The sequence below is a fragment of the Plantactinospora sp. ZYX-F-223 genome, from assembly GCF_039649625.1.
GTDB lineage: Bacteria > Actinomycetota > Actinomycetes > Mycobacteriales > Micromonosporaceae > Plantactinospora.
Map to the genome: position 1 here is coordinate 22712 of NZ_JBDJAV010000043.1, position 13743 is coordinate 36454.

At 74.0% G+C, this 13743-nt stretch carries 11 protein-coding genes and 1 pseudogene; 4 read left to right on the forward strand and 8 right to left on the reverse strand.

What is annotated here, in order from left to right:
- Positions 1 to 19: 19 nt before the first annotated feature.
- The 7 genes and pseudogenes from AAH979_RS33100 to AAH979_RS33130 all read right to left on the reverse strand — a co-directional run.
- Positions 20 to 982: a hypothetical protein gene (locus AAH979_RS33100; protein WP_346262061.1), complete on the reverse strand. Its 963-nt coding sequence runs from the start codon at positions 980 to 982 to the stop codon at positions 20 to 22.
- A gap of 212 nt (positions 983 to 1194) precedes the next feature.
- Positions 1195 to 1407 carry a hypothetical protein gene (locus AAH979_RS33105; protein WP_346262062.1) on the reverse strand — a complete coding sequence of 71 codons (213 nt, stop codon included), beginning with the start codon at positions 1405 to 1407 and terminating at the stop codon, positions 1195 to 1197.
- A gap of 256 nt (positions 1408 to 1663) precedes the next feature.
- The gene (locus tag AAH979_RS33110) at positions 1664 to 2968 is read right to left on the reverse strand and encodes a DEAD/DEAH box helicase (RefSeq protein WP_346262063.1); all 1305 of its coding nucleotides are present in this window, start codon (positions 2966 to 2968) and stop codon (positions 1664 to 1666) included.
- Between the two features lie 221 nt (positions 2969 to 3189).
- The gene (locus AAH979_RS33115; RefSeq protein ID WP_101369720.1) at positions 3190 to 3393 is read right to left on the reverse strand and encodes a cold-shock protein; all 204 of its coding nucleotides are present in this window, start codon (positions 3391 to 3393) and stop codon (positions 3190 to 3192) included.
- Positions 3394 to 3654: 261 nt separating this feature from the next.
- Positions 3655 to 7146 (reverse strand): ATP-dependent DNA helicase, encoded by a 3492-nt coding sequence (locus tag AAH979_RS33120; protein WP_346262064.1) that lies wholly within the window; start codon positions 7144 to 7146, stop codon positions 3655 to 3657.
- On the reverse strand, positions 7143 to 10739 hold the full coding sequence (locus tag AAH979_RS33125; RefSeq protein ID WP_346262065.1) for an ATP-dependent DNA helicase: 3597 nt from the start codon (positions 10737 to 10739) through the stop codon (positions 7143 to 7145). The genes AAH979_RS33120 and AAH979_RS33125 overlap by 4 nt, the downstream gene beginning before the upstream one ends.
- Before the next feature lie 271 nt (positions 10740 to 11010).
- Positions 11011 to 11130 (reverse strand): annotated as a pseudogene (locus tag AAH979_RS33130) (flavin reductase); the annotation flags it as partial.
- 536 nt (positions 11131 to 11666) lie between these two features.
- Between AAH979_RS33130 and AAH979_RS33135 the strand changes: the two are divergent.
- From AAH979_RS33135 to AAH979_RS33145, 3 genes are read left to right on the forward strand one after another with little or no spacing between them, the layout of a single operon-like run.
- The gene (locus AAH979_RS33135) at positions 11667 to 12416 is read left to right on the forward strand and encodes a helix-turn-helix transcriptional regulator (RefSeq protein ID WP_346262066.1); all 750 of its coding nucleotides are present in this window, start codon (positions 11667 to 11669) and stop codon (positions 12414 to 12416) included.
- Entirely contained in the window at positions 12404 to 12601 is a 198-nt protein-coding gene (locus AAH979_RS33140) for a DUF397 domain-containing protein (RefSeq protein ID WP_346262067.1), read from the forward strand. Before AAH979_RS33135 ends, AAH979_RS33140 begins: the two co-directional genes overlap by 13 nt.
- 24 nt (positions 12602 to 12625) lie before the next feature.
- A complete protein-coding gene (locus tag AAH979_RS33145) occupies positions 12626 to 12796 on the forward strand; it encodes a hypothetical protein (RefSeq protein ID WP_346262068.1) in 171 nt (56 codons plus the stop codon).
- 43 nt (positions 12797 to 12839) lie between these two features.
- On the opposite strand, the gene AAH979_RS33150 is transcribed toward AAH979_RS33145, so the two are convergent.
- On the reverse strand, positions 12840 to 13280 hold the full coding sequence (locus AAH979_RS33150) for a MarR family winged helix-turn-helix transcriptional regulator (protein ID WP_346262069.1): 441 nt from the start codon (positions 13278 to 13280) through the stop codon (positions 12840 to 12842).
- Between the two features lie 73 nt (positions 13281 to 13353).
- Here AAH979_RS33150 and AAH979_RS33155 point away from each other — a divergent pair, with 73 nt between their 5' ends.
- A complete protein-coding gene (locus tag AAH979_RS33155) occupies positions 13354 to 13731 on the forward strand; it encodes a hypothetical protein (protein WP_346262070.1) in 378 nt (125 codons plus the stop codon).
- Positions 13732 to 13743: the final 12 nt, after the last annotated feature.

Sequence of the window (13743 nt, forward strand, 5' to 3'; positions counted from 1 at the left end):
CGGCGTACCCGCACCCGGCTCAGGCGGGGCGGACCGAGGCGAGAGCGTGCTCGACCACCCAATCGAACTCCCGATGGGTGCCGGGTATCGAGATGTAGAGGACCGCGGCGGTGGACCGCCCCACGTCGATGCAGGCCACGGCGGCCAACTCGTCGGTGGCCCGCAACTGCGGCCGCTTGAAGTGCAGCCGGAACACGGAGACCCAGGCCGGCCGCCCGCCCAGCGTGGTCCGGCCGTCCCGGATCGACTCCATCCGGTTCGGCTGCGGGTAGTACTCGGTCCGCACGTCGGTCGCCACCTGCCGACCCACGCACTCCAGGTCGAATGTCAGGGCGTCGTTCTCGGCCGCCGGGACGGCCGCCGACAGGATCGAGGCGTGGTAGTCGCTGAACCCGTCGTACTCCCGCTCGGTGACGAAGTGCTGCCCGACCTTGTACGGCACCTCCAGCGTCCCGGCACTCCACACCGTCAGCCACGGCTGCCAGGGTGCGCCGTAGCTGGCGTACGAGATCCCCGCCTCCGGGTCGACGGTCCGCTCCCCGCTCAACGGCTGCCCCGGCCCGGCTGGCGGGACAACGGGATCCGGCCCGGGTGTCGTCGACCCGGGCGCCGTCGGCCCGGGCGATCCGGGTACGCCCGGCGACGGTGTACCCGGGGCGGCCTGGCCCGACGAGCCGGGCAGTGGGCACTTCCGGGCCAGCGGTGGCCGCACGTCCGTCGGCGCTTCCGGCCGGCTCCACAGCGGGTCGACTCCGCCGGACATGGTCAGCCCCAGCACCACCACCAGGCCGACCACCAGTACGCTGCCGGCCGCCCCGGCGAACCACCACAGCCGACGGTCCCGACCGCCCGCACCCCGGGGTGGTTCGGGTCGCTCCGGTTCCGGTGCGGGCAGGCCGATCCGGGTGACCGCACCCGCCGCCCAGGCGGCTCCGGGCCGGGCCTCGGTACCGTCGGTCGCACGCGGAACGTTAACCGGCATTCCACTAGTGAACACCACCGGCCGCCCGATCAGCCGACCCGGCGGGAGGGCGGGTGCGGGGGTTCGGGCCGTGCCGGGTTCGCGTGACCGGGGGTTGGGGGCCGGATCACCCGCTCTGGGCGGTCAGGCTTGATCCCGACGCGGGCGATCCGGCCCCCAACCCGACCTGGTCGGCGTCCGTGTCCAACCTTCAGGTCAGCGATCCTGAAAGCTCAGCCGTTCCCGGCGACCGTCATCCCGATCTCGTCCCCGGGCGACGTCCCCACCGTCGAGTGCATCTCGACCACCTCGACCTCGGGCGCCCCGGCGGCAAAGCCGTACCACGGGGTGAACGCGACGAGCGTGGCGAGGAGCAGACCGCTGACCGCGAGCGCGAGCACCACCAGGATCTCCCGCGTCGAGCCCTGACCGACACGCACGGTCATCGCAACCTCCCCCATCGCGACCCGCCCCCGTGGTCGCTGGTTCCCCAGGACAGGATGGCCCGTCGATGGTTACTCCGCAGTCGCCCATCGGACCCGATCAGGTGTATTCGCGGGCATAGTTGCCCTGACCGATCGGAGCACCGACCGCGCCGCCGGCTCGGAACACGCCGACAAGGGTCAACCCGGCCTCACGCCGTGTCACCACAGCGGGATTTCCACGACGATCCGGGAGGGCGAGCGGGCGAGGCCGGGGCGGTCAGGCGGCCCGGCGAAGCCGGCGCGAGCGCGGCGCCCGGCGAGTCCCACCGTTCGCGGAGCGGGGCTTCGGCACCGTCGCCGGGGCCGACGTCGCGGGTGCCGGCCGGGCCGACGTCGCCGAGAGCGGAATTCCGGACGGGACCCGCGCTCCGGTGAGCTGCACCAGTGCCTGGTCACCGGGGCGGACCACCAGGGTTTCGGGCCTGATCCCGGCGTCGCTGAGGAGTCGCGCCACCTCGCGGCGCTGTTCGGGTAGCACCAGGGTGACCACCCGGCCGGACTCGCCCGCCCGGGCCGTCCGGCCGCCCCGGTGCAGGTAGTCCTTCGAGTCGGTGGGCGGGTCGACGTTCACCACCAGGTCGAGCCCGTCGACGTGGATGCCCCGGGCCGCCACGTCGGTCGCCACCAGGGCGTTCACCTGACCGGACTTGAACTGCTCCAGGGTACGGGTCCGCTGCGGCTGCGACTTGCCGCCGTGCAGGGCTGCCGCCCGTACGCCCCTGGTCAGCAACTGCCGGGCCAGCCGGTCGGCGCGGTGCTTGGTACCGACGAACATGATGACCCGACCGTCCCGGGCCGCGATCTGCGCCGCCGCCGTCGTCTTGTCCTCGGCGTCCACCTGGAGGACGTGATGGGTCATCGCGGTGACGGTTGCGGTCGTCGGGTCGACGGAGTGCGACACCGGGTCGGTGAGGAACCGGCGGACCAGCCGGTCGACGCCCCGGTCCAGGGTGGCCGAGAAGAGCATCCGCTGCCCGTTCGGCGCCACCTGACGCAGCAGGTCGGTGACCTGCGGGAGGAAGCCCATGTCGGCCATCTGGTCGGCCTCGTCGAGCACCGTGATGGCGACCTCGTCCAGCCGGCAGTCGCCCCGGTCGACCAGGTCGGCGAGCCGACCCGGCGTGGCGATCACCACCTCCGCGCCGGCCCGCAGCGCCGCCGCCTGCCGGCTCAGCGAGAGCCCGCCGACCACCGTGGCGCAGCGCAGCCCGAGCGTGCGGGCGTACGGGGCGAGGGCGGTGGTCACCTGCTGCGCCAGTTCGCGGGTCGGGACCAGGACCAGCCCGAGCGGGCGGCCCGGCCGGGCCCGACGCCCGGCGGTACGGGTCAGCAGGGGCAGGCCGAACGCGAGCGTCTTGCCGGAGCCGGTACGGCCCCGACCGAGTACGTCCCGACCGGCCAGCGAGTCGGGCAGTGTGGCCGCCTGGATCGGGAACGGCGTGAGGATGCCGTTCTCGGTCAGCGCGGCGTGCAGTCCGGCGGCCAGCGGCGCGTCGGCGAAAGAATGGATGGTGCGGGTCATTACGGGCCTTCCTCGATGCGGTACGTGTCGAGGAAGGTCACCGGCGACCGCCACCGGCGGCTCAGCCACCGGTGGCGGTACGCCCGGCGACCGCAGCCACGGACCGGGAGATACGCGGGAGCCAGCCCGTGCCGTCGGGCGCGGGCTGGCCGCGTCACCACGCCGGTCTGGGCGCGGTGGTCGAACTTCGTCTCTGGGCTGACGCCGCAGAGGGCGCTGGGTCAGATCGGGCGGATGTTCTCCGCCTGCGGGCCCTTCTGGCCCTGGGTGACCTCGAACTCCACCCGCTGGTTCTCGTCCAGGCTGCGGTAGCCGGAGCTCTGGATCGCGGAGAAGTGGGCGAAGACGTCAGCGCCGCCGCCGTCCGGGGTGATGAAGCCGAAGCCCTTGTCGGCGTTGAACCACTTCACGGTGCCAATTGCCATGTGTTTCGTCTCCTGACGGAACGTTCGGTCCGCACCTGTTGCGGACCGAATAGTTGCCCACCGTGGCCGGTGGGCCGCTGTCGCTCTGGTCGCCCCGCCCGGAGAACTCCGGACATAACAAAGAGCGCCTACGGTCACAATCCCGCAGGCGCACACAGAGTCTCTGGGAACCAAAACTGCAACGCTGCAACGTTAGCACACCACCGGCCCCGTCGACCCGGATTCCGGAAGATTAACTGGATGACCCTGTCCTGGGCAGGCTCAACCGCCCACCGCCGCCTCCGGCACCCGCGCCAGCAGCGCGGCCAGGCCGTCGGCGTCGAGCAGGTCCGCCGGGCGTACGGTCAGGTTGTCCCGTACGTAGTGGAAGGCCGCCCGGACCCGGTCCACCGGCACACCCGCCAGTTCCGCCCAGGCCAGCCGGTACGCCGCCAACTGCACCGCGGCGGCGTCTGCCTCGACCCCGGTCGGTTGCCGGCCGGTCTTCCAGTCGACCACGTCGTACCGGCCGCCGGGGAGGGTGAAGACGGCGTCCATCCGGCCCCGGACCAGCAGCCCGCCGATGGACGTGGCGAACGGCACCTCCACCTCGACCGGAGTGCGCTCGGCCCACTCGCTGGCCAGGAACCGCTCCTGCAACTCGGCCAGCGCCTCGTCCGGCGCCGCGTCCGAGTCGGCCGCCCCGGGCAGTTCGTCGACGTCGAGCAGCCGGCTGATCCCGTACCGCTGCTCCAGCCAGGCGTGGAACGCGGTGCCCCGCCGGGCGTACGGCTCGGGGCGCCGGGGCATCGGCCGGCGCAACGCGCGGGCCAGCGCCGCCGGGTCCCGGCGCAGCGTCACGAGCTGCGAGACCGACAGGTGGCCGGGAAGCGCCACCTCGACCGGCCCGGAGCGGTGGGCGAGCATGTCCCGCTCGGCGAGCAGCAGGTCGGCCTCGCGCCGCCAGGCCGCCGCGGCGGCCGCCGCCTCCGGGTCGACCGGCGGCAACTCCCCGCCGGCCGCGTCGTCTCCCGGGACGGGGTCGCCGTCGCCGGCCCGGTCTCCCCCGGGAAGGTCACCGTCGCCGGGGGCGGCGGCCTCCTGCGACGGCTCCGCTTCGGGTGGTTGCTCGGACATCAGGCGGCGGACCAGGGCGGCGGCCTCGGCGAGTACCGGGCGTCGGGCGCCCAGCGGGTCGGCCGGCCACTCGGCCCGGAGCACCACCTCGGTGGTCGGGTTGGTGGCGTCGGCCGCCGGCTCGGCTGCCCAGGCGTCGACCACGAAGCCGCTCTCGCCGGCCTCGGGCGTGGTCAGGCACCACTCGTACACCTCGGAGAGGAACGTCGACGGGCCGCGTGGTCGCTTCGTCCCCTCGCCCCACCAGTAGCCGGAGCAGAGCAGCAGCCGGCGCGGCCGGGTGACCGCGACGTACGCCAGCCGGCGCTCCTCCCGCTCGTCGTGCGCCCGCCAGTCGTCGGTGAAGGTGGCCAGCGCCCGGGCCACCGCCTTCTGGTCGTCGGCGTCGTCCAGGGCCAGCTCGGGCAGCCCGTCCGCGTCGCCGCGCAGCGGGAACGGCAGCACCCCGAGGCCGAGCAGATAGTGGTCCGAGCCCCGGGCCGTACCCGGCCAGACGCCCTTGCTCAGCCCGGCCACCGAGACCACGTCCCACTCCAGGCCCTTGGCGGCGTGCGCGGTGAGGATCTGCACCGCGCCCTCGACCACCTCGACCTCGCCCGGGGAGAGTCCCCGCTCCTCGTCCTCGGCGGCGGCGAGGAAGGCCAGGAAGGCGTGCAGCGGCGCACCGGCCGAGTCACCGGCGAACCGGGCCGCCACGTCGCCGAGCGCGTCCAGGTGCCCCCGGGCCAGACCGGCGTCACCGCCCCGGCCGTCGCTGCCGGCGCGTACCGCCACCTCGACGTCGAGGCCGATGGTCCGCTCGACGTCCGCGAGCAGGTCCGGCAACGGCTGGTCCAGGCGGTGCCGGAGCAGGCCGAGTTCCCTGCTGTACGCCCGCAGCCGGGCATAGCCCTCCGCCGAGTACGCCTGCGCCGGCCCGAGGTCGGCCAGCGCCTCGACCAGGGTCGCCTCGTCCAGCCGGTCGGTGACGATCTCCGGCTCGGCGTCGTCGTCGGACCGGGGTAGTTCCCGGCGAGCGCGGGCGATCGCGGTGGCCCGGCGGTGCAGGGCGACCAGGTCACGGGGGCCGATCCGCCAGCGGGCCCCGGTCAGCAGCCGGAGCAGCGCGGCACCGTCGGTCGGATCGGAGAGCACCCGCAGGGTGCAGACCACGTCCCGCACCTCGGGGGTGTCCAGCAGTCCGCCGAGCCCGACCACCTCGACCGGCAGTCCCCGGTCCCGCAGCGCCGCCTCGATCGCCGGGATCTGGCTGCGCACCCGGACCAGGACAGCCGTCGTCGGCCGGGCCACCACCGGAATCTGCTCCGGCAGCGCGTCCGGCATCCGGGCCGCGCCCCGCCAGGCGGCGAGGATGCTGTCGGCGATCCAGTCGGCCTCGTCGGCGTACGTGTCGAGCAGCGCGCAGTGCACCGTGCCGCCCGGGTACCCCCGGCCGGTGCGGCCCGGGATCTCCTCGTCCACCCGGAACGCGGCGGCCAGCTCGGCGACCTGCGCTCCGGCGGCCCGCAGCGGCGCGGCGAGCCCGTTGGCGACGTCCAGGATCTGCGGCCGGTTACGCCAGCTCGTGGTGAGGGTGCGCACCTGGGCCGGAGTGCCGTCCGGCTGGGCGAACTCGGTCGGGAACCGGTCCAGGGTGCCGGCGCTGGCGCCCCGCCAGCCGTAGATCGACTGGCACGGGTCGCCGACCGCGGTGACCGGGTGACCGCCGCCGTAGAGCGAGCGGAGCAGCACCACCTGGGCGTGGCTGGTGTCCTGGTATTCGTCGAGCAACACCACCCGGTAGCGCCCGCGCTCGATCGCGCCGACCTCCGGGTGGTCCCGGGCCACCAGCGCCGCCCGGGCGAGCTGGTCGCCGAAGTCCATCGCCTCGAAGTCGTCCTTGCGCTGGGCGTACGCCCGGACCAGCGGCAGCAGCCGCAGCCGGAGCTGCTGGACGTGCAGCGCCTTGCGTACGTCGGCGTAGACCCGGCCGGGTCGGGACTGCACCTCGGCGAAGAACCGGCCGGTCCAGGCGGCCAGGTCGTCCGGGGTGACCAGGTGTTCGGCCAGGTCGGCGGCGAGCGCCAGCACGGCGTCGGTGACCGTGCTCGGCTGCCGCTCCACCTCGGACATGTCCCCGTCGTGGTTGCGGACCAGCGAGTCGACGATCTGCCAGCGGGACGCCTCGGTGAGCAGCCGGGTGGACGGTTCGTACCCGCCGCGCAGGCCGTGCTCGGTGACGATCCGGGCCGCGTACGAGTGGTACGTCGCCACGGTCGGCTCGCCGCCGAACGGGTCGTCGTCGCTGTTGCGGCTGTTGCGGCCGAGCCGGCGCACGAGTTGGCCGAGCCTCGTCCGGATCCGGGTGCCGAGTTCCCCGGCCGCCTTCCGGGTGAAGGTGAGGCCGAGGACGTGCCCCGGTTCGACGTACCCGTTGGCGACCAGCCAGACCACCCGGGCGGCCATCGTCTCGGTCTTGCCGGAGCCGGCCCCGGCGACCACCAGCAGCGGCTCGACCGGTGCCGAGATGATCGCGGCCTGCTCCAGGGTGGGTGCCGGCAGCCGGAGCAGCTTGGCCAGCTCGACCGGGGTGTAGCGGGGTCCGGCGTCGGCGACCCGCTGGGTCGGAGTCGAGGTGAACAGGGACGGTTGGGTCACCGGCGCTCCCCGCCGCCACGCTGTCCGGGCGGTTTGGGTGGTGTGTGTGGACCGGCTCCGCGCCCGTCCGGCGGTTTCGGTGCGGCGGTGTCCGGACGGCGTCGGGTGGGCGGCTCGACGACCTGGCGGCCCTGCCCCGAGATCGGGCAACTGCTGCGGACCGGGCAGACCCGGCACTTCGAGTTGGCGACGGCGGAGAAGGTGGCCGCGGCCATCGTGTCGGCGGTACGCCGGACCATCGCCCGGGCCCAGCTACCCGCCTCCTCGGCCGCGCCGGCCGGCGGCTGGACCTGCTCCTTGGCGTCCTGGGTCGGCGTACCGAGCTGCACCAGCGCGGCCCCGCCGGACTCCGACCCGGCACCGAGGTCGGCGAAGGCGCCCGCCTCCACCGCCGCCTGGTACGCGCCGAGCTGCGGATGCTCGGCCAGTTCCGACGCGGTCACCGCCGTCGACTTGCCGGTCTTGAGGTCGATCACCACGAGCCGGCCGTCGGCGTCCACCTCCAACCGGTCCACCCGGCCGGTCAGCTCGATCGGCCGCGACGGGTCGTCGAGGCGTACCGCGAACTCGTGTTCGATGGCGAGCAGCCGGCGCGGGTTGCCGGCCAGCCAGCGCAGCAGCTTGTCCACCATCACCTCGGCGCGGGCCCGTTCGGTGCCGGCCATCCAGCGGGCGGCGAGTTCGATCACGTCGAAGCGGGCGGCGACGTACTCCAGCAGTTTGCCCCGGTCGGCGCTGGCGTCCTCGGCGAGCATCGCGGCGGCGTGCACCAGGTTGCCCACCCCCTGGGCCGAGCTGGCCGGCGCCTTGCCGCCGTGCCGTTCCAGCAGCCAGCGCAGGCTGCACCGCAGCGCGCTCTCCATCCCGGACGGGGTGACCCGGACCGGTTCGCCCTCGTCGACCAGCGGCCGGTCGTCGGAGAGCGGTCGCAGCCCCCACCAGTCGTCGGGATGCGCCCCCGGCACCCCGGCGACGGCCAGCCGGGCCAACTCCTCCGCCGCCGCGCGCCGCCGGGCCGGCGACGCCTCCGGGTCGGTGACGGCGGTACGCAACTCGGCGACCAGCGCCGACAGCGTCAACGCCCGCGGCGGCCGGCCGACGGGCAGCGCCGGTACGTCGTCGGCCACCCCGTCCACCTCCTCGGCCTGCGCACCGTCCCCGTCCTTCTCCTTCTCCTTGTCCCTGTTCGCCTTGTCCCTGTTCTCCTTGTCCTTGGTCGCTCCGCCAGCGCCGTCCGGGCCACCCTTACCGTCCGGTCCGCCCCTGCCGTCCGGTCCGCCCCTGCCGTCCGGTCCGTCGCCGTCGTCGGGGCGCTCGACCGTGGGGCCGAGTTCGTAGAGGAAGCGGCTCGGCTGCTCCTCGTGGTCGGCGACCCCGACCGCCGCCGAGGCGACCGCGCTGACCAGCAGCCGGCGCCGGGCCCGGGTGGCGGCGACGTAGAAGAGCCGGCGCTCCTCGTCCAGCACCGCCGAGGTCTGTCCGACCAGGGTGGCAGCGACCCCGGCTCCCTCGCCCCGGCCGGCGAGCAGGTCGACCAGCCGTTCCGAGCCGAGCAGGCTGCCGCGCAGCCGCAGGTCCGGCCAGATCCCCTCCTGTACGCCGGCCACCGCCACCAGGTCCCACTCCAGCCCCTTGGCCGCGTGCGCGGTGAGCAGGCGTACCGCCTCACCCCGGTCGGCGCTCGGCGCGAGCGTGTCGGCCGGCAACTGCTGCCCGAGCACGTGGTCGAGGAAGACCTCGGTACGCGCCCCCGGCAGTCGGTCGACGAACCGGGCCGCCGCGTCGAAGAGTACGACGATCGCGTCCAGGTCCCGGTCGGCCGCCGCGGCCCGCCAGCGCAGCCCGCTGTCCTGCGCCCCGGCGGCGGTACGGGCCCGGGCCAGCGCGCCGGACCAGCGCTCGGCGAGCCCGCTGGCCCGCCACACCGCCCAGAGCACGTCCTCGGCGGTGGCGGCGGGCGCGGCTGCGGCCTCCCGGGCCGCGGCCAGCAGGTTGGCGACCGCCTGGGCCGGGGCCGCCCAGCGCCGTTCGATGGTGAGCAGGTCGCGCGGGTCCCGCAACGCCTCCACCAGCAGGTCCCCCGAGGGACGCCGGTCGCCGCCGGCCAGCGCCAGCGCCCGCAGCCCCTGCCGGAGCCGCCGCTCGGCCAGCGGGTCGGCGCCGCCCAGCGGCGAGTGCAGCAGCGTCACCGCCGCCTCCTCGTCCAGCCGGTCCGGTTCGAGCGCGCAGCGCAGCAGCAGCAGGAACGGGGCCACCGCCGGTTGCAGGTGCAGCGGCAGGTCCTCGGCGTGCACCACGGTCGGCACCCCGACGGTGTGCAGGGCGCGCTGCAACGGCGGCAGTTGCAGCGTGGTGGAGCGGAGCAGCACCGCCATCCGCGACCAGGGCACCCCGTCGAGCAGGTGCGCGGAGCGCAGCGCGTGCGCCAGGTAGGCGGCCTCGCTGGTGCCGGAGCGGAAGGTGCGGATCTCCACCGCCCCCGGCTCGGCGTCCGGCACCGGGTGCAGGTCACGGTGGGCCACCGGCCCGCGCAGCCGCCGCGCCAACCGCCGGGTCGCGTCCAGCAGCCCTGGCCCGGCCCGGTACGACGTGTGCAGCACCAGCGTCCGGGCCACTGCCCCGGAGACGGTACGGAACCGGTGCGGGAAGCTGTGCACGATCTCCGGGTCGGCGCCCCGGAAGGCGTACGTGGACGAGTCCGGGTCGGCGAACGCCACCAGTGGCTTGCCGCCACCGGCCACCAGGTGCAGCAGGTCCACCTGGGCCGGGTCGGTGTCGGCCAGCTCGTCGACGTAGACGTGCGCGAGCCGGGCCCGTTCGGCGTCGAGCAGGTCGGGGTCGTCGGTGAGCAGGCCGGAGGCGGCCCGGACGAGTTCGGCGGGGTCGTAGGCGACCGAGCCCCGAGTGGTGACGTCGCGCAGGGCGAGCACGGCGACGTACTGCCGGAGGAACCGAGCGGCGGCCGGCCAGTCGGCCCGGCCGAGCTTCTCGCCGAGTTGGGCCAGCTCGACCGGCCCGACGCCCCGCTCGGCGGCCCGCATCAGCAGGTCGCGGAGCTGCTCGGCGAAGGCCCGGGTACGCAGCGCCGGCCGCAACTCCGCCGGCCAGCCGACCGGGTCCTCGATCTCGTCCCCGCTCTCGGGCTCGGTGTCCTCGGCCCCGACCACGCCGAGCAGTTCCCGGATGATCAGATCCTGCTCGGGACCGGTGAGCAGTCGCGGGGACGGCTCGCCGCGTTCCGCCGCCGACCGGCGCAACAGCCCGAACGCGTACGCCGGGAAGGTCCGGACCAGCGGCTCGTGCAGTACCCGGTTGGTGGCCTCGGCGATCCGGGCCTCGATCCGGTGCCGCAGCGCGCTGGCCGAGCGGCGACTGAACGTGAGCACCAGGATGCGTTCCGGGTCGACACCCTCGGCGACCCGGGCGACCACCGCCTCGACCAGGGTGCTGGTCTTACCGGTACCCGGTCCACCCAGGACCAGCAGCGGGCCGTCGGTGTGTCCGACCACCTCCCGCTGCACGGGGTCGTCGTGTCGCGCCGGCCCGGCCTCGGCCGGCCGACGGACCAGCCGGTACGCCTGCACGCCGCCCATCACACCACGCCGCCCCGACGAGCCCCCCTCAGGTACGCCCCGCGCGCCTCCTCTGCTCCGGGTCATGATTCTCGGCGACTTGTGGTTCGCCACCAACCACAGATCGACAAGAATCGTGGGAGTGTGGGGCGGGATGCCCGGTCGGGACCCAGCCGAGGAAGCGTAGGCAGAGGGCCACCTGGTCGAGGTTGGGTGAGGTGGCGAGGAGATCGCACAGCGCCCGGTGCAGGTGCCCGGCGAGATGGAGCAGGAGTTTCGCCCTGGCACCACAATAGGCGTGCAGCAGGTTCAGTCGGGCGGGTTGGCACGGCCAGGGGGCGGCGCAGGTCCGGCAGAGGTACCTCGGCCGGGTCGGCACGTGCGGCCGACGGCGTGCGAGCGGCGGATTCATCGCGCGGGCCGGGTTATCGGCTCGGCTGTCCGGCCGCGTGCCTGGCGCTGGCCGAGGTCGGCCGGCCGTTCCGGCCGGCGGGCGCCGCCCAGCCCGGCCCCCGGTTGGTGTTCCGGGCCGCGCCCGGGGTCGGTCGCGGACCCGGCTCCGGTCCGACCGGCACCGACACCCCCGCCGCTGGGGGTGGTGGGGGCCACGGCATGTTCATCACGGGTACGTCGTCGGGGCAGCGCCAGCGCAGCCCGCACCGGCAGTAGCGCCACAGCCGCCGCCAGTCCCGACGATGACCTGCCGGTTGCCGCTTTCTCCAGCGCATCCCGCGTCTCCTCTCCGTCGTGGTGCTTGCCAATGAGATGGAGGCGGGGACCGCTTCGACTTCCGGAGGAGGCAGCCCGAGCGGTCCCCGCGCGGTTCCGTCCGGGCGGTTGCCGCCACCGAACAGTTCCGCTATCTGAAGCCTGCTCGGCGTCGCGAGACAAACACACAACGTAGTTGTAGGTTCCGGGGAAATCCTGGACGTCCACTGCGGAGGACACGTGAACGAGACCCTGCGGATCGCGATGGCCGAGGTCGGCGAGACCGCCGAGTCGCTCGCCGAGAAGGTCGGCGTCGACCCGAAGACCGCCGGGCGGTGGTTGACGCCGGGCCGGATCCCACAGCCGCGCCACCGGACGGCGGTGGCCGAGTTGCTCGGCCGGGACGTCGGCGAACTCTGGCCGGACGTCCTCCGCCGCCGGGAACTCGAATGGTTCCGCCCGTGGGCCGACCTCGAACGGGAGGCAACCTCGCTGCGGTCATTCGAGGCGGCAGTACTGCCGGGACTGCTCCAGACCGAGGCGTACGCCCGCGCGGTGCTCGGCAGCGGGCCGCTTGGTGGCGACGAACTCGACCTGCACGTGGCGGCCCGGCTCAAACGCCAGGCGGCGGTCTTCGACCGGCCCAAGCCACCGCTGGCCGTCTTCGTCGTGGACGAAGCGGCGTTGCGCCGGGGAGACCCGGAGATCATGCATCCGCAGCTCGACCACCTGGTCGAGATGGCCCAACGCCCGTTCGTGATGGTGCACGTGCTGCCGCTGCACGCCGGCCTGCATCCTGGCCAGGCCGGGGCGTTCGTCATCGCCAGCCTGGACGACCGACCGGACGTCGCCTACCTGGACGACCAGGCGGAGGGGCGGATGACCAGCGACGTTGCCGCGCTCTGGCGCACCTGGGACACTCTGAGGTCGGTGGCGCTGCCGCGCGACCTGTCGATAGCACACCTGAGGGCACGAGAATGGTTGACCTGACCGGCGCCCAGTGGCGCACCAGCACCCGCAGCAGTTCCAACGGCGGGAACTGCGTGGAGGTGGCCGACAACCTGCCCGGCCGGGTACTCGTCCGGGACAGCAAACACCGCGACAACGGCACCCTCAGCTTCACCTCCGCCGCCTGGCGCAGATTCGTCACGGGGGTAGCAGCCAAGGCGTCGTAGGCGGAAACGCGAACTGGGAGGACGATGCGCGAGGTTCGGCGCTGGCGGGAGTCCGGTCATCTGGAGCGTGCTGTCGAGACGGCAGGTGGCCCGGAAGCCTTCGAGGCCCGACTCGGCCAGATGCTCGACGAGACACGCGGGTTGGCACCTGACGAAATGCGCAAGCGGCGGCTGCCCCCGGAGCAGGTCGTCTAGAGCCGCATATACCCCGTGCACGCCCAGAAGACCTCGCATCGCGCTATCGGGCGTCGATGCGGTTCTGGGCCTCGACCAGCCGGCCCATCAGCTCGACCAGCGTACGGACCTCCTCGCGCGACCAGTCGGCGGTGAGGGTCCGCAGGACCTTCTCCTGCCAGGCGTGCGCCGCACGCAGCAGTTCCCGGCCCTCACCCGTGACGGAGATCGCAGTCGCCCCGCCGACGACCGATGGTCGGGCCCGCGCGAGCAGCCCCAGTCGTTCGGCCCGGGAGACCATCCGGCTCGCGCCGGACTGGTCGACGCCGAGTTCCCGCGCCACGTCGTTGACCGACGCCGCGACGCCCCGACCGGTCAGTGCCGCCACCGCCTCCACGACCATCACGTCCCGGCCCCGCTCGGCGTCGACGCCGAAACCGGCGCCGGTCCAGCGCCGTGACCAGTAACGCACGAACGAGAACAGCACGCGCCCGTCGGAAGCCATTCGCCGCCCCTCCCCTTGCCAGCAGTATGCGTTTCGCATACGGTCGCATGCGAAACGCATACGGAGGAGGATCATGCTAGAGGAAGCCGTCTCCCGGTGGCACGCCGCCGTCAACCAGCGGGACCTGTCAGCGGCCCGCGCCACCGTGACCGACCCGGTCGACGTATCCGGGCCGCGCGGGACCGGCCCGATCTCGGCCGACGCATTCGTCGAGTGGATCGTCGACTCGGGGATCGCCCTGCACCCGGTCTCCTGGCACCCCGTCAACGCCGACACGATCGTGGTCGAACAGGACGCGACCTGGCTCGACCCCACAAGAGCGGACGCGGGCCGTACCGGGCCGACCAGGGTGGCAACGCTGTTCCGGGTACGCGATCGCGCGGTGACCCTGGTGCATCGCCACGACGACCTGCACGCGGCCCTGCGGGCAGCGGCCGACCTGACCTCCTGACCACCTAGTCGC